This is a genomic window from Cytobacillus horneckiae (genome assembly GCF_002835735.1).
GTDB classification, from domain to species: Bacteria; Bacillota; Bacilli; order Bacillales; family Cytobacillaceae; genus Cytobacillus; species Cytobacillus horneckiae.
Genome location: NZ_PISD01000049.1, coordinates 1 through 17661, shown reverse-complemented (window position 1 = coordinate 17661; position 17661 = coordinate 1). Strand labels below are relative to the sequence as shown.

The following is a 17661-nucleotide window of genomic DNA, read 5'->3' as shown; positions in this document are numbered from 1 at the left end:
ATGTCGCAGGAGAAACTAACATATTTAGAAGAACAGCTCGAAGCATTGTATAAAATGGAAGACAATACGATAAGCATTGTGTTCCAAAGAGAAAAAATAAAATTAGACAATGAAGCCGAAATCGGCATGCTGAATGATATAGGATCTTTCCTTGAAAAAGAAATAATCTTCACCGAGGACGAATTAATCCTCAAGTTTTATAAACCTTCATATTTCAAAACCTTTTCCCAAATGAAAACATTAGATGATAGAAGCCGATTTATATTTGCTTCTCAGCTAGTAAAAGCAATGATTAAACATCCATTTCCAAGACTTAATTTAATTGTTTGCCCAGACAATATTCTTATAGACGAAAGCTTAAGTCCTCACTTTCTTCACTATGGAGTAAAAGAAAGCCTGCCTCCATACGAGAAAGCGCCTGAAAGATTATGGAGAGAATTGAAAGCTACCGTTGCTGCAGCTGTAGATAAACAATATACCTTTGAGCAGTATTTGCAATTCAATCAAACAATTGAACTATCAAAAATCACGTCTGAGATACTGGCAGCAGTAGATGAACAGCAGCTGCTTGAGCTGTTGCAAAAACAGATAAAGGAAATTGAGCGCGGAGAAAAGCAATTTGTAAAAGTGACAAAGAAAAATTGGAAATGGCTGAAGTATTCTGCAATTGGCTTAACAGTATTTTTAATTCCTTTACTCATCTTTTCATTATATACCCTGATCATCGCGCAGCCTAAACAGGCAGCATTTGTAGGTAGTCAGGAGCATTTTTTAAAGAGCGAATACAGCAGAGTAGTTGAAAGTTTAGCTAGTTATAAAGTAGATGATATGCCAAAGGTCATTCAATATCAGCTTGCGTTATCATATTTAGTTAACGAATCACTAAGTGAGGAACAGAAAGATAATATCTCCAATACGGTTACTCTTCAATCTGATCAACGATATTTACAATATTGGATATATATTGGTCGGGGAGAGCCTGAAGAAGCGCTAAAAATAGGAAGAGAATTGGAAGATTTGGATTTAATCATGTATGCACTCATTCACTATGAGGAAGCAGTAAAAGCTGATAGTGATATAAAAGATGAGGAAAAGCAGGAAGCGCTTGATAAGATAAAATCAGAAAAAAGCGAATATCAGCGAGATATCGAAGAGCTTGAAAAAGAGCTGGAAGATCAAAGTACGGAGAATAACGCACCTCCTGCAGAAGAAGTGACATCTGATTCAGCAGAAGAAGCAGACGCCAATCAAGGACAAGAAGAAGAACAAGGTGCCAAAGAGAATGAAGACAAAAAACAAGAAACAGAAAAGAACGAAGATAAAAAGGGTGAATAACTCCAATGGGAGGTGAATGAAATGAGTACCTTATGGATATTTTATAATCAATACTATCAATCTATTGATTTAAGCAAGATGCAAACAGACGAGATATTGATAGGCAATGATGTTAAACATACGATTACTTTTCAAGGGTTCCCTTTTAATGAAGGACCCTTACGTCTATCAAAGGGTGAACACGGCTATACCATAACGAAAGCATCTGGTGAAACGGTCGGAACATTAACTAATGAGAGCCAGCTTGAATGGACTGATAATAACCATAAAATGAAGATGGTTCTGACATCATCATATAATCATCGCGGCGTTTATTATGCAGGAGATCAACAGGAAGTGACGTTTTCCACAACCAATGATCATGCACATATTTACACTTCATCAGCGCTGAATATACACAATAACGTTTCCTTCACTTTATTTAAACAACAGGGAAAATGGCTAGTCGAGCAAGAAAATCAGCCGCTCTATGTAAATGGAGAAAGGATTCAAGGCAAACAACAGATAGATGTCGGCGAATGGCTTTTCTTCCCTTTCACAATGATTCGCTTCATTGAAGAAGATGTGATAGAAGTTTCCAGTGTACATGAATTTAAGTCACAGCTTCCTTTAATGGCTATTCCAGAATCGGAAATGAAAAAGAAATATCCGGTTTATCGAAGGACGCCTAGAATGGTATATGAGAAACCCGATGAAAAAGTTAACCTATCGTTTCCTTCTCAGGAAGCGGATGTTTCAAATCGGGGATTGTGGCTGATTATCATGCCTCCGTTGGTGATGCTGATTGTGATGGGTGTCGTCGCATTAATTCAGCCAAGGGGCATATTTATCATCATAACGATGGTTATGTTTATGACGACATTAATTACTTCCTCTGTTCAATATTTTAAGGATAGAAGCAATCAGAAAAGAAAAAAGGAAAAGCGATACAAAGTTTATACAATTTATATTGAGAATAAGCGAAAAGAGCTTCACGAGCTAGCCGAAAAGCAAAGGCATTTTTTAACGTTTCACTTCCCTGCATTTGAAAGAATGAAATATTTAACAGGGCAAATTTCAGATAGAATATGGGAACGAACACTTGAGAGCGATGACTTTCTACAATTCAGGCTTGGTATTGGTACAGTCCCATCAAGCTATGAAATTGCTCTAAATGCCAGCGATATGGCCAACAGAGAAATGGATGAACTCGTTGAACAATCACAGCTCCTTGAGAAGATTTATAGCGAGATTGAAGATGTTCCTGTTGTGGCTAATCTCGCTGAAGGATCCATCGGTCTTATTGGGAAAGAACGAGTGGTGAAGAATGAAATTCATCAAATGATAGGCCAGCTTGCTTTTTTCCATAGCTATCACGATGTGCGATTTGTCTTCATCTTTAAGGAAGAGGAGTACCGTGACTGGGAATGGGTAAAGTGGCTGCCGCATTTTAAGCTGCCGCATTTGCATGCAAGAGGGTTAATCTATAACGAACAAACGCGTGATCAGCTTTTATCTTCTATATATGAATTAATTAGGGAACGGGATTTGGAAGAAGAGAAGGAAAACCTGCGTTTCTCTCCTCATCTAGTTTTTATCGTTACGAATCAGCAGCTGATTGCCGATCATGTCATTCTTGAGTATTTAGAAGGAAGGCATCATGATTTAGGCATTTCAGTCATTTTCGCTGCGGAATCGAAAGAGAACTTAACTGACAATATTCACACCTTGATTAGATATATCAATGATCATGAAGGTGATATATTAATCCAAAAGAAAAAGGCAGTAAACATCCCTTTCAAACTCGATCAGCATAATAAGGATGGCAATGAACATTATGCGAGGCTGTTAAGAACATTGGATCATCAAATCGGAATGACAAACTCGATTCCACAAAGTATATCATTCCTGGAAATGATGAGTGTGACAGAAGTAGAAAAGCTGCCAATAGCAGAAAACTGGCTAACAAAAGAATCAGCGAAATCCTTAGCAGTACCGATCGGGATGAAAGGAAAGGAAGATTATGTTTACTTAAATCTTCATGAGAAGGCGCATGGACCGCATGGATTGCTTGCAGGAACAACCGGATCTGGTAAAAGTGAATTTTTGCAGTCTTACATACTTTCGCTGGCTGTTCACTTTCATCCGCATGAAGTGGCCTTCCTGCTGATTGATTACAAAGGCGGAGGAATGGCACAGCCATTTAGAAATATGCCGCATTTATTAGGAACCATTACAAATATAGAGGGCAGCAAGAACTTTAGTGCCAGAGCGCTTGCCTCTATTAGAAGCGAGCTAAAAAGAAGGCAACGCTTATTTGATCAATATCAAGTGAATCATATTAATGATTATACAAGCCTATACAAACGAAAAGCGGCTGAGGAACCGCTTCCGCATTTATTCCTAATATCTGATGAATTTGCAGAGTTAAAAAGCGAGGAGCCGGATTTTATTAGAGAATTGGTAAGTGCGGCGCGCATCGGCAGAAGCTTAGGCGTCCATTTGATTCTTGCCACGCAAAAGCCTGGAGGAGTCATTGATGAACAAATATGGAGTAACGCCAGATTTAAAGTCGCTTTAAAAGTTCAGGATGCAAATGACAGCAAGGAAATACTCAAGAATGCGGATGCCGCATCCATTACTGTTACAGGTAGAGGTTATTTGCAGGTGGGCAATAATGAAGTATATGAATTATTCCAATCTGCTTGGAGCGGTGCCCCATACATGGAAGACCATTCTGAAGCGGAAGATGAAGTGGCGTTCGTTACAGATCTTGGTTTAATACCTTTATCTGATGTTTCCGCAAATGATAGCAAGAAAAAAGATAGTACGACAGAGATAGAAGCGGTAGTAGGCAGAATTGAAGAGCTGCAAAAGGAGATGGCTATACAAAAATTAAATAGCCCGTGGCTGCCGCCATTAGGCGAGCGCTTGATCAGAAAAGCGCATCTATCGTTAGAAAAAGAACAAATCAGCTTTGCTCTTGTAGATGAGCCTGAAAAGCAGAGCCAGTATCCATATCAATACCAAGTAATAGATGGAGGAAATATTGGTGTATTCGGTTCTTCTGGATACGGTAAATCATACACAGTGATGACCTTGTTAATGAGCATGGCTGAAAGATATACACCAGAGGAAGTGCATTTTTATTTAATGGATTTCGGAAATGGCACATTGCTTCCATTAAGGCAGCTTCCGCATACAGCTGATTTCTTCTCAATGGATGATGAAAGAAAAATTGAGAAGTTTATGAGAGTGTTAAAAGATGAAATCGCAAGAAGGAAACAGTTGTTGCAGCAATACGAAGTAAGCAGTATTAAGATGTTTAACAGTATGAGTGAAGAAAAGCTGCCAATTGTTTTTATCGCCATTGAAAACTTTGACTTTATTAAAGAAGAAATGCAGGATATCGAACCATTCATTAATCAGTTTGTTCGTGATGGGCAGTCGCTTGGCATTTATATGATTTTAACAGCGACAAGAGTGACGTCAATCAGGCAGGCGCTAGTGAATAATTTAAAAATGAAGATTGTTCATTACTTGCTTGATCAAAGTGAAGCATTTTCCATTTTAGGCAGAACGGAATTCAGTCCTGAACCAATACCGGGAAGAGCGATTATTAAACGAGATGAGGCCCATTTCTCACAAGTATTCCTGCCTGCTGAAGGGAAAGATGATTTAGAGGTATTGGAAGCAATAAGAAAAGATATTAAATTGCTTAAGGAGAAATATGCACATTGCCAAACACCTGCACCGATACCGATGCTTCCTACTGAATTAACTACGGTAAATTTTGCGAATTATATCAGCACAACAATGGACCAATGGCTTATTCCTATCGGCTTAGACGAAGAGTTTGTACAGCCGGTAACGATTAATCTGGAAACGAACAAGCACTGTATGGTCATGGGGCAAGGACAAAAAGGTAAAACCAATGTCCTCAAAGTGATTCTTAATACTGCGATTGAACGCGGAATTGAGACGATGGCAGTGTTTGACTCCTTCGATAGGGGCTTATCCAGCTATGCTGATGACGATGCAGTTTCTTATATTGAAACGAAGGAGCAAATTACAGATTGGGTGACAGCGGCTGAAGAGCTGTTGACCATTCGTGAAACAGAATATTTAGAAGGGGTTCAGCAAGGCAGAATGAATAGTCGCTTTGATCCAATATTGCTCGTTATCGACGGATATTCAAGATTCTCGCAAACATTGGACACTCTGCTTCAAGATCGCATGGCTAAACTAATGAGGAATTATAGCCATCTTGGGTTTAATGTAATCGTTGCAGGCAACAGCAATGATTTATCGAAAGGATATGATTCATTAACAACTGAGATGAAACAAATCCGTCAGGCAGTATTGTTAATGAAGAAATCTGATCAAACATTGTTTACTCTCCCTTATGACCGCAAGGAAGCCGAAATACACCCGGGCTTCGGTTATTATGTAATCAATGGAAAAGAAGTGAAAATAAAAATTCCGCTTTGCGCTGCTGAAAGGAAGGTGTTCTCATGACGGAAAAAGTAAAATATATCATTAAAATGATCATTGTAATGGTTTTAGTCCTTGCAACTCCAGCTGTTTTCTTCAGCTCGATTGGAGATAATCCTCTGCTTGTTCGTACAAGTGAAACAAGGAATATCGCAATTGTTAATGAAGATATAGGTGCAGAGAAGGACGAGAAAGAACTGGAATTTGGGCAGGAAATCGCTTCTGTATTATCATCCGATTCATCTTTTGATTGGACGGTCCTAAGCCGAAGTGCAGCCGTAAACGGTCTTAAAAACAAAAATTTTGATGCGGTTGTATACATTCCATCTGATTTTTCAACCAACATTATGACATACGAGGATTTAACGCCTGTAAAAGCAGAGTTTCGCTATACCGTTCAAGATCAATTGAATGCAGTCAATCGCGAAAAAGTATTGCGTGAAATCGAAAAAGCGACTGCCAGAGTGAATTCAAGCGTTTCTACTCTTTATTGGAGTTATGTATCTCAAGATTTAGAGAGTGTAAGAAGCAAGTTTGATGGAATTTTAGAAAAAGAAATAGATTTCCAGAATACGATGTATGCCTTCTATTCACCAAGCTCTCAAAATTTAGCCAATGAAATAGAACAGCAAAAAACGATGCTTGAAAGCATCCAATCTTCTTTGAAATCAAATGAAGAGTTTACTGTATCCAATACTGAAAATGTGAAGCAATTCGAACAGTCATTAAGTTCGTTTGTCGAATATGTCGAGCAATACAAAGAGTATCAAGATAATCAGCAAGAGCTCCTTCAGCAGCTTCAGCAGGAAAGCATGGCGGTGGTCAATGATGCCATAAGCCAGCAAAACCCTAGATATATGGAACTAAGAGCTTATCTTCGCGAACAAAGTGATGAGCTGTCTAAAAGCATGGGCGCTTTAGGCACCACCCTGCTCAAAACAACCAAACGATGGCTGAGCTGTCTGCGGTTCGCATTGAGCAAGTAGCGAGACAAAGAGATGATTTAGTTCAATATAGAAGAAAAGCCGAGGAGGAAGAAATAGGGAAATATATTACTAGCATTCCCCATTTGAAAAAACAATTGGCAGAAGCTTCTACAGAACAGCCGGAATTGCCGGAGGAGCCAATTGAAGAGGATCCGCAAGATGGAAATGAGCCAAATCCTGAAAATCCAGGTGAAGGCGGAGGAGAAGAACAGCCAGGTCCTTCTTTAGAAGAAGAAAGACAGAAGCTTTCGGTTATCGTGGCAGAAGTGAATGTTGTCAGCGAATCTTTAACTCAGATCAATGATCCTGAGATTAAAGAAATTACTTCAGCTATTGCTGAATTAACAGACTTGACCGCGCGAATGACTGCCATTAATGAAAACTTGCGAGTCATACAGGAGGAAGAAAACCCTCTTCAAGGCACTGTTGAGGAGCTGCAGAAACAAGTGGCTGAACTGCAGCAGCAAGTCATTGTTTTGCAGGAGCGCATTCAGACGTTAACTGATCAGTTTAAAGAGAAGTATTTGGACTTATTTAGAAATCGATTGCAACCTGTCATGGACGAAATCGAGAAAAAAGAAGAGCAAATACTTCAATCCCAATTGCTAAAATCAAATGAACCAAACAACGAAAGAAAGGTGCTGAGAGAGGCATTCAATAAAGAGATAGTAAATAAGCAGCCTGAACTGATTATGAGCTATCACTCAGCGTTGATTAAATTTGAAACAGCCATTGCCAATAGTTTAAGAGATGAGCAAAACCAACAAGCATATGTTGCAAGCCTCAATCCAATCTTGGGCATAAAGGAAGATGAGCAGTCTATACTCGATAAGTTGCTGCTTGATATGCCAGAAGCAGATGAAAAGCTAACATCATTACAGGAAGAAACGACTGTATTCTTTGAGGATCACAGCCGAAAAATGCAGGAGCAGCAAGCGACAGTGGGAGAAGAGCTTGGCGTGATTCAGGAAAGTGCAGATGCTGTTATGCAAAAAATGGTGTCGATTATTGGAGAAGCGCCAGTTCAAGGTGGCGAATCTCAGAACGGCGGCATGCTTGTAACGAACCAGCAAAGCATCAGTGATGGACTGGTAACGATGAATGATGCCATCAATCATATCGGCGAAAGCCAAACGAATGTTGTTACCTATACAGATGAGCTGCAAACGAAGGTGCAAAGCGTTCAGCAGGATGCAGACCACTTAAATGAGAAATGGTCAGATAATGTAGCCACAACAGAGATGTATCGTGATGATATTTTTTCCGTATTAGGAAATACATTTGTTGACGGTCAAAAAAATGGTCATGTCTATAATCACTTGGCAAGCCCGCTGCAAGTAAACGGGCAGGTAGCAGCACAGCAGGAAGAGAAAAAAGTGCCGCCTGTTGTCGTGCTAGTAATCGTGTTAATCAGCAGTTTAATGATTGGCTATTTCAGCTACTATTTCTCAAATTCTTCAAAACTAGTCAAAGGTGCGATGTTTATTCTATTAAACTTAGTTGTAGGGTTGATTATCAGCATGTATGGCATGGATATTTATCCTTTAGGAGAACAAAGTGCCATCCAGTGGACAGTCTTTACGATATTGCTTTTGGCAGCTGCTTCGGCTGTGGTGTCGGTCGGATTCTCGCTCGGACGCCTAATCGGATGGTTTGCTAGTGTAGGACTTGTCTTATTCTTCATCAGTCCGCTATTGGCGCTAACCGCACCTAATATCGGCTATGAGGATCCGATGTCTAAAGTCTATATGTCCATTCAGTACGGTCCAGATACATTGTTCATACCAGCAGTAATTACGTTGCTAGCTATTATCCTTGTATTGGCACTCATCCCATTTGGCGTGAACTATATTAAAAACAGAAGTGCTCAAAATGACGATGAAGAAACCTATGAAGCTTCGTAAATACATTCTCTTTATTCTTTCTGTCTTGCCGGTGCTGCTTCTCTGCCATACACAAACAGCAGGGGCAGCGCCGAGTATAGAAACCCTTGTCCCCAATCTTTATGAGGATAAAGAATTCAGAGATAATAAAGAGTTTTTAAGAGATGAAGCAAATAAGCAAAAACAGCAGGTGCCAGAAGAACAAAAAGGGTTAACCTTTGATCAAAGAAACCTGAATCAAAATGAACAAGTGCAAGAGAAACTCTTCTCAAGTGAATCAGAGCCAAGAAAGACGGTTGCACTTCAAGCAGAACAGCTTAACCTCTTTTCACAAGAGTCAAATATCGCTTCTGCAAACGAAGCAGCAGAGCAGAGCAGCGAAGACAGCCAGTCTAGCTTAAAGACATTATATTTAGCAATTCTTGCTGTAGCAGTCATCATAATCCTTGTTTTTCTTATTCCAAAGATGGCACAAGGTTCAAAGTAAAGCAATCATTCTCCTTCAATGGAGAATGATTGCAAATTTTTATTTTAAGAATTTTCTGTTTAACAGGAAGTCATACCGTTTGAAAAAAATCTGCGGGGTGAAATATAATGAAGGTACTAGACGCAGAACAATTACATGCAGGCATTCAGGAAACAATAACAGTTCTATTGCAATTAAAAAAGCAGTTGGAACAAATAGAACAAAATCTTCAATCTTTTATTTCGCTTGAGGGAGAGCTAAAGGGAGAAGGTGGAAAATCCATCCGTTCCTTCTATCAAGAATCCCACCTGCCATTCCTCACGTATATGAAAGACACGATAGATCAATATGAAGCAATATTGCTTGAAATGAGAAATGCCCTTCGCTCATTAGAACCGTCAGGGCAAGGCTTCATTCGCCAAAGCTTTATCGAAAACGATGTGGAACAAGGCTTAAGCAAAGCAGAAACAATCACAAGGGATCTGACAGGTGAAGGCAATGCCACCATCCAGTCTGTCAGTGATATTGTATCGCTTCCGAGATTGAATGAAGGTGACTTCATCCAACAAGCAAACCGGGCAGGCAGCCATGCCGATCAAACACTGCAAAAGCTGCATCAATTCGACCGCAGCCAATCATCCAAGCTGGAAAAAGTCGACCAGGACCTTCGAACATTAAATCGGACAGTGACTGAAATCAAAAGCCTCTTCCAAACAGGCAAACTCAGCATCTCTCAATACAAGCCAACCCAATTGGCTATGGAACTAAGCGGCCTAACCATTCCAAACTTCAGCCAGTTTTTAGCATATGGCCCCGCATCCGTTCATTTGGGCACAAACGAAATGCTAATGAAGGCAGAGACCTTCAGAATAGCCGGAACAGAAGTAAAGGACGTCAAAGAAAGCCAATCCTCCATGGGCTGGCTCTCAAACACACTCGATTTCGTTCCCGGTGTTTCTAATATCAAAGCAGGCGTAGAAGCCATCTCCGGCAAAGACTTCATCACCGGCAGAGAAATCGGCTACCTGGAACGAGGCGCACTCGTCGCCGCCATCTTTGGAGGTCCCATCGTCAAAGGCGCCACCAAAGTCGTCAAATGGGGAGGCAAGCACCTCAGCAAGCTAAAAAACGTCTTCAACCCAGACAAAATCAAAGCCGTCATTGATGACGCCCTCAAAGCTGTCACCAAAGGCTTCAACACCCTAAGAAACACAGCCGCCCACCTAAGCGAAAAAATCAGCAACATCCGAATCCCAACCTGGCAACCCGCCTACGCCACACCAAACGGAACGCCAATCCAGCCGACAACTCTTGGAGAAGCAGCGGATGGTGTGAAGAAACAGATTGTGAGTATGGCTGGGAAGGTGAAGGATGGGGTTGGTAGGGGGAGTGGTAATAATTCTCCTTCAAGAAAGGATGTTTATGGACCTTATTATGATGATGCAAAAAAATTACACGAAACTAACCCTGATTGGTATCCTAACCCTGATGAATCTACATTAGTAAAGGGTAAAGAACTAAAGGAAGCAAGAGCAGACTATCAAGCGTTAGTAAGAAGAGGAGAACTTGAAAAAGGTCACCATGTACAAGGTTTATCTTTTGGGGGGGAGAATGTAAGTTCAAATATAAAAAATACAGGAGAATCAACTATTCGTCGAGAACAAATTAATGATTTAAATTTGGATTTTTATCATGAAATGGGTTATGGTAAAGAAAATGCTAAGGTATTAAAAATACATGAGAATGAAAAGGGGATTATTGTATTTGGTAATAATCCTCAACATACTGAGGTTACTGTTTTTCAAAATAAAGTTTTGAAATGGCAACGAGAAAATGGAAAAAGATAGTTTAATGGAAGTAGGTGCATTTATGGGTGAAACTGGTAATCTAATGAATAGTATATGGTTTGGAGAAAAAACAACTTTAGCTAATTCAGAAATAAAAGAAAAAATTTTAAAGTCTGTAACAGAAACGGAGGTTTTATTTAATTTAATAGAATTATTTAAAATAGGGGATTTTACCCAAAAAACATTATTGATCCAATTAATGAATCAGACTAGAGATGAATCGGTTTTGAATTTATGTATTAGAGTATTTTTATCTGTTGCAACACATGATGACTTAAGGGATTTAAATAATTTACGTTTTCTTAGTGAGGTAACTGAAGAAACAGTAAACACTTTTGCATCAGCAGCCCCAACATCACTTTCTCTTGATGTAATTCCATATTTATTGGCCTTACTTGAAGATTGGGACGAAATTAGTGATACAGCAACTATTATAAGAGATTCTATTGATTCTTTTATTAATTTTGAAGAGCGAATTGGCGAAAATGCAACTATAGATGAAATTGGTAATTTTTATTTTATGTATTGTCAGGAAAAGGATACAGAAAGTTATTATTTTCAACAGAATTTAGCTTTTCCTGGAGACATAGCTAAAAAATTGATTCAGCGGGTTATGGTTGCTGCAAATAATGAGGAGACATTAAAAATGGAATTAATACCATCATTATTATCTATTTGGACCGGTGAAAGAGTACCTGCGAATTACTATACTGTTGTTAGTGCAAGCAATTATAAAGGTTTTATTGACTATATTAACGGACTTTTAAGTAAAAACTGGGAAAGAGGACAAAAATATTTTTACGGATACAAACTTTAACTAGAACATATGAAAAACACAGGATATGTGAAGTGGATCAGTGTTTAAAAATACTTTTATTAAGAAGTATTTTGTGAAATGATAAGAACAGAAAATAAAATGAAGTACGATTTTAGGAGAGTTGACATTTTCGAGGCAATGAATATAAAGTAAGAATGAAACTGATGAACTCGCAATTCTAATGGAATACTTTACAGAAAATACAAAAGGTAACATAATCAAACCAAATTCAAAGCTACTTAAAAAGATAAACTTAAAGCACTTAATTGTCTATCAATGACAAAAAGTGCTTTTTTAGTATCATGAAAAGAGAAGGACAATTTTAACGAAAGATAGAAATAAACCAAAATGTATCGCATGTTTTATTAAGTAAAGATGAGTGATATATATTAAGTGCTATTTACAAATAAGTCTAATAAGGAAAAAGATATATGTAAGATAAAATGAGTGTGTAAGATATGATTGAACAAGAGAATGTATAATCAAGCCAATCATTCATGCTGGCTCTCAATCACACCATAAAAATAACTACACAGCACTGGATTGTCAAAAAAAGTGTTTTATTGAGAAAAATTAAAGCTTTGGACAACAAAAAATAGACTGTATGAAAGCTCAAGATGGTTATACCATAAAGGCATTATGTTTTAATACTTGATTTTTGAGGAAATGATCGTCAAAGGAGCCACCAAGGTCGTCAAATGGGGAGGCAAGCACCTCAGCAAGCTAAAAAACCTCATCAACCCAGACAAAATCAAAGCTGTCATAGATGACGTCTTCAAAGCCGTCACCAAAGGTTTCAACACCCTAAGAAACACAGCCGCCCACCTAAGCGAAAAAATCAGCAACATCCGAATCCCAACCTGGCAACCCGCCTACGCCACACCAAACGGAACGCCAATCCAGCCGACAACTCTTGGAGAAGCAGCGGAAGAAACAGATTGTGAGTATGGCTGGGAAGGTGAAGGATGGGGTTGGTAAGGGTGTTGGGAAAGATAATATTATTAAAGAAATTAAAGAAACTGAATTTGGAAAACATATTGTAAAAGGTAAAAATGGGAAAAAGCAGTTACTTCCAAATGCAAAGTATGTCACGAATGATAATTATAAATATACTACCGATGAACTTGGGCGTATTGTGACTGTTGAGGCTTCTGAACTTGTATTAAAAAAGGCAAATAGAAATAAATATGCACAAGCAAATGTAGGAGATAAAGATAGATTACCAGATGATGATGGTGGACATTTAATAGGAGCACAATTTAATGGTCCTCCTGATATTGATAATCTTGTACCACAAAATAGTCAAATTAATAGGAGGGGTGGGGTTTGGTATGAAATGGAGACTGAGTGGGCCAATGCATTGAAAGAGGTACCGCCTAAGAAAGTTTCTGTTAGCATTGAACCAATTTATTCTAATAAAACAATGAGACCTAATTCCTTTTTGGTCGAATATGAAATTGAAGGCCAATTTCCAATAATTCGTGAGATTGCTAATAAATCTGGAGGCTGATATTGATGAGTTTTGAAATAGAATTAAACGAGTTGTATAAAGAAATTGCACAACAGGTTAATGATATGATACCTACTGAATGGGATAATTTCTGTTTTAATGGTGAAATTAAGGAGGGAGAAGGAGGAGTTTTCTTCTTTTTTATGCCCAAAGGTGAGAAGAAACACATTTTTTCACATTATATACCAAAAGTATATAGTGTAGATAAGAGGGCATATAATAAAGAGTTACATAAATTATTTCAACTAACTGTCGAACTCCAAAAAATTTTTATTGATAATGACCAAGAACCTTGGTTTTCAGTGACATTAACTTTAAATGATACAGGGAAATTAAATGTACATTTTGATTATACAAATTGGCATGAAAGTGAATTCGGTCCAACAGCTAGAATTAAGTATTTTGAATACAAATATATAAGCAAAAACAAAGAACAGTTAGATTTAATAGAAAGAATGAAGGCATTTGAAGAAAAGTAAACAATAATGCACTTGGTTGCCTTGGGAATGAACCCATAACATGAGGCAAATAAAACACCTTTAAGTGAAATTCGGTTATTTTTAACCTAATGACTACTTAGAGGTGTTTTTTCTATGCGGACCGTAGTGAGTTATCCTACAGAAATTAACTTAAATTCGATTTAAATGAGATTAAAAGGAGAAAATCATCGCTTTTATCAACCGGTAGGAAACAACATATTCCTTTGGGAAAAACAGCTGATTTCTCGAACGAAACAGAAAAGTTAAGGGGGAGAATCGTTAATAAAAGAAACAAATTGATGTTTTAAAAAATAGAAAGAGTTGGAGAGGAATTGGTACTAGAAGTAGCTGTTGTGGCAGCCTTATCCTGTAGCGATTAGTAAATACAGAGCTCATAACAATAAAGAGTGTATTGGGTAAACCACTTTATTAGGATTAGGTGGAACAGAGAAAATTGAAAATCTAAAAACGGTGAAACTAAAAGAACATATATTAATTATCACTGAATTCATGGGTTCTATTGTATAACGAGAAAATATGTTTTATTTAAGATGAGTGAACAATGAGTACATCATAAACTAAACTGGAAAATGTATTTTCTTCCGGTTTTTAATTCTTTTATCACTTTTGTTTATTGTATTTATTAGCTTGTAAACATAATTTGATGAAGTTATCAACACTCCAAGATATTATATACCACCTAAGAAACACAGCTGCGAACAATAAAAATAATTAAAGACTTTTAGGGAGGAAAAATTTTATGGTAAAGATGAGACTGAAGATTGATGATGATTCAAACAAATTAAAGTATGTATCGATTATCAGGCAGAATAATGGAGTAAGCATTCAAGAGATTAAAAGAAATATAGAAGATAATAATGTGGTACTAGAATGTGATTATTTTGAAACAGATGAGTTAAAAAGTTTTAAGAAAACAATGGATGCTTTAATAAGTAAGGGGGCGACTGTACATTTGTTTCAAGATAATAGAGAGGTTCAGATTGATTATGTTAGTAACCTTATTAGTTCACATGAACAAATTGCTAAATATAGAAAAAGGTTAGATGATAGGATTTTGAGTGATGAATAAAGATTGGAAAATTGCCTGTTAAAAAAAGTAATACAAACTCGTAAGTTTTAGCGTAATACTTAATTCACGATATATATAAGTGTCATACTGTTGCTACTAGAATAACGATTTTATTTTACTAAAAAGATGAACTTAAAGCACTTGATTGTCTACTAATGACAAAAGGTGCTTTTTTAATGACATAGATATTAAGTAATATTTACAAAAAGATTAGTAAAGAGAAAGAATAATATAAGTTGAAATGAGTTGTAAGTCATTTCATTGAACAAGAGAATGTATAATCAAGCCAATCTTTTATGGGCTGGCTCTCAACCACTCGATTTCGTCCCCTGTGTTTCTAATATCAAAGCAGGCGTAGAAGCCATCTCCGGCAAAGACTTCATCACCGGCAGAGAAATCGGCTAAGTAGAACGAAGCCGGCTGGAATGATGTTCCCTAGGTGCCCTCATTGTGATGGGCTATCTGCCTTTCAAGGTTTTTATTTATAAATGTCCCATTTAAAAGTTTAAGCACCAAAAGGATTGTTAACACAATTAAAATAAAACTCACGCAAGCAATCCCTCCTATAGGCAAGAGAAGATGATTATGTCAAAATAAACACATGGAATTAATTGTTATTTATTTTTAAAAAACGGGTATTTAGACATAGGAACTAAAATTGGAATTAATCGTAAGTATGAATGTGACTTAGAAATTTCTTTTCTGTGTCAAGCGATAAAACTAAGAGACTGACAATAAATGATTTTGAAAAATAAAGGAGGACGGCATGTTAAGACGAGTTTCATTGTTTCCTATTTTGATATTATGTGGTTTTTTCTTTTTAGCCGGCTGCAGTGACAGCAGTGTTGCTGATGGCGGCAAACAGTCAGAAAAGCAGACGGAAGAAGATAAGTATGAGAAGTTGGTAAAAGAGAAAAATAAGCAACTGGTGATGGAGCCTTTAGCATTAACGACTTATAGTGAAGAGATTGGTGCGGCTTTCAGTGCACCGGAATATAAAGAGTTTGCTGTGAATGGCAGTGTGACTGTTGAAGGAGCCATTGAAAAATTCACTGGATTAAAGTCTGATTATGCATGGATTAAGGTAACTTCGGATGAAGAGGGGCCGGCTGGGAGAGATTATGAGTATTATGCACCGATAGAAGATGGAAAGTTTAAGCAGGTGATTCACTTTTTCAATGGTGAGGGGACGTATCGTGTAAAAGTGCAGCTTCCGGATACGAAACGGGATAATTATTATTATGATACAGCGTCATTTACGGTCCATAATGTGAACCCTGAACAGAAACGAGATATGACTTTTACCCCGTTTGGTCAGGATGCTGAAATGTCCATTAATCTTGATTCAAGTTTTGTAGAGGCAGATGAGACGTTTTCATTAACCGGTTTGGCTGGTCAATTAGAAGATGATGATACGATTATGATTCGCGTTTCAAAGGATTCGGATAATTGGAATCATGTATTGGCTATAGATGGAAATCAGTTTACTTACGATGTTCCACTGTTCTATGGGGAAGGGCTTCATAAGCTTGAGGTCATGGTACCTGATGAAGATCGAGAAAATTATTATCAAACGGCGACGACAATCATGATTAATAATAGCTCGGCACGAAGGATGGAGCCTATTGAATATTCCAATATGTATAATGAACGTGGCTTAACGCTTGTTGAACCTGCTTATAGCGGTGATCAGTCTGACGGGCTGTACAGCATTAGCGGTACAATTGATCCAGAAGCGGAATGGGGACCGGAAACTTCTCACCTTTATATCACAACAAAAAAGGGTGAGGATGAAGCATTGGATGTCATACCAGTTGAAGACTTTACATTTGATGATTCCTTTCATTTACGATTTGGACCAGGTACGTATGAAGTAACCGTCAGCGTACCTGAAATTAAAAAGGAAAACAGTGATACATTCCGTTTCTTCGGCGTTGCAAAGTTTGAGGTGGAATCAACGGGGGAAGATAAGCGGGATCTTCTTCCTTCGCGAGGGGTTGAGTCAGATTCACCAAAAATTAAAGAACTAGCAGGTGAAATAACAGGAGGCAAAGACGCTGAACGGGATAAAACAAAAGCTGTTTATGAATATGTCGCAAAAAATATTGCTTATGATGTAGATAAATTCAATACAGATAACTTTAATTGGGATGATAGTGCACTAAAAGCTTTAGAGACAAAGATTGGCGTTTGTCAGGATTATGCTTATTTAGCGATTGCTTTGTTAAGAGCAAGTGAAATCGAAGCCAGGTTCGTGGAAGGTAATGCTGGATCAGGCTTTACTAGAGGAGTTCTAGGCGGCCGCCATGCATGGGTGGAAGCGAAGGTGGATGGTGAATGGCTGACAATGGACCCTACTTGGGGGTCGGGCTATGTAGAGAATGACAAATTTGTCGCTGCTTATAATGAAGACTATTTTGACCCTGATAAGAAGTCATTTGAAGAGACACACTATCGCACAGGAATTTCATATTAATTTTTGCAAGAGGGAGATATTAGGTTTATCTCCCTCTATTCATTTTTAACTTCATGCATTTGGAATAAGGAACAGTTGGAAGAGTAAGGGGCAATCAACGCGGATGTCAATCACTATGTAATGAAGCTTCAGTCAAAGTAGATAAGAAAGCGCTGAATTCCCATCAATAAAACCGAAACCCAAGTTAATTTCGAAAAGAAAGAGCCGGATTCTCATCAAGAAACCCGAAGCCCGAATAAAGATGATAAGAAAGAGCCGTATTTCCATCAAGAACCCCGAAGCCCGAATAAAGATGATAA

General features: G+C 37.9%; 13 protein-coding genes and 1 pseudogene. All 14 read left to right on the top strand.

What is annotated here, in order from left to right; all coding sequences use genetic code 11:
- The 14 genes and pseudogenes from essB to CWS20_RS20035 all read left to right on the top strand — a co-directional run bounded on the left by essB (nucleotide 1) and on the right by CWS20_RS20035 (nucleotide 17362).
- Nucleotides 1-1335: a type VII secretion protein EssB gene (essB, locus tag CWS20_RS20100; RefSeq protein WP_066193094.1), complete on the top strand. Its 1335-nt coding sequence runs from the start codon at nucleotides 1-3 to the stop codon at nucleotides 1333-1335.
- A 21-nt stretch (nucleotides 1336-1356) separates the two neighbouring features.
- Nucleotides 1357-5832, top strand: a complete 4476-nt coding sequence (gene essC / locus CWS20_RS20095; RefSeq protein WP_066193096.1) for a type VII secretion protein EssC — start codon at nucleotides 1357-1359, stop codon at nucleotides 5830-5832.
- A complete protein-coding gene (esaA, locus tag CWS20_RS20090; protein WP_083957241.1) occupies nucleotides 5829-6794 on the top strand; it encodes a type VII secretion protein EsaA in 966 nt (321 codons plus the stop codon). Before essC ends, esaA begins: the two co-directional genes overlap by 4 nt.
- Nucleotides 6758-8698, top strand: coding sequence for a coiled-coil domain-containing protein (locus CWS20_RS20085; RefSeq protein WP_083957242.1), 1941 nt, complete (start codon nucleotides 6758-6760; stop codon nucleotides 8696-8698). The genes esaA and CWS20_RS20085 overlap by 37 nt, the downstream gene beginning before the upstream one ends.
- A complete protein-coding gene (gene essA, locus CWS20_RS20080; protein WP_066193098.1) occupies nucleotides 8667-9164 on the top strand; it encodes a type VII secretion protein EssA in 498 nt (165 codons plus the stop codon). Before CWS20_RS20085 ends, essA begins: the two co-directional genes overlap by 32 nt.
- Before the next feature lie 107 nt (nucleotides 9165-9271).
- Nucleotides 9272-10990, top strand: a complete 1719-nt coding sequence (locus tag CWS20_RS20075) for a ribonuclease YeeF family protein (RefSeq protein WP_083957243.1) — start codon at nucleotides 9272-9274, stop codon at nucleotides 10988-10990.
- Nucleotides 10991-11012: 22 nt separating this feature from the next.
- Complete coding sequence (imm47, locus tag CWS20_RS20070) at nucleotides 11013-11807, top strand: Imm47 family immunity protein (protein WP_162840971.1); 795 nt, start codon at nucleotides 11013-11015, stop codon at nucleotides 11805-11807.
- Between the two features lie 651 nt (nucleotides 11808-12458).
- Complete coding sequence (locus tag CWS20_RS20065) at nucleotides 12459-12785, top strand: hypothetical protein (RefSeq protein ID WP_066193100.1); 327 nt, start codon at nucleotides 12459-12461, stop codon at nucleotides 12783-12785.
- Entirely contained in the window at nucleotides 12754-13317 is a 564-nt protein-coding gene (locus tag CWS20_RS20060; protein ID WP_066193102.1) for a DNA/RNA non-specific endonuclease, read from the top strand. The genes CWS20_RS20065 and CWS20_RS20060 overlap by 32 nt, the downstream gene beginning before the upstream one ends.
- A gap of 5 nt (nucleotides 13318-13322) precedes the next feature.
- The gene (locus CWS20_RS20055) at nucleotides 13323-13796 is read left to right on the top strand and encodes an immunity protein YezG family protein (protein ID WP_066193106.1); all 474 of its coding nucleotides are present in this window, start codon (nucleotides 13323-13325) and stop codon (nucleotides 13794-13796) included.
- A 348-nt stretch (nucleotides 13797-14144) separates the two neighbouring features.
- Nucleotides 14145-14324, top strand: a pseudogene (locus CWS20_RS20050) (T6SS immunity protein Tdi1 domain-containing protein); the annotation flags it as partial.
- Between the two features lie 232 nt (nucleotides 14325-14556).
- Nucleotides 14557-14886, top strand: a complete 330-nt coding sequence (locus tag CWS20_RS20045; protein ID WP_066193108.1) for a hypothetical protein — start codon at nucleotides 14557-14559, stop codon at nucleotides 14884-14886.
- Nucleotides 14887-15159: 273 nt separating this feature from the next.
- A complete protein-coding gene (locus CWS20_RS29360) occupies nucleotides 15160-15291 on the top strand; it encodes a pre-toxin TG domain-containing protein (RefSeq protein ID WP_083957244.1) in 132 nt (43 codons plus the stop codon).
- Nucleotides 15292-15652: 361 nt separating this feature from the next.
- Nucleotides 15653-17362 carry a transglutaminase domain-containing protein gene (locus tag CWS20_RS20035; protein WP_101226374.1) on the top strand — a complete coding sequence of 570 codons (1710 nt, stop codon included), beginning with the start codon at nucleotides 15653-15655 and terminating at the stop codon, nucleotides 17360-17362.
- Nucleotides 17363-17661: the final 299 nt, after the last annotated feature.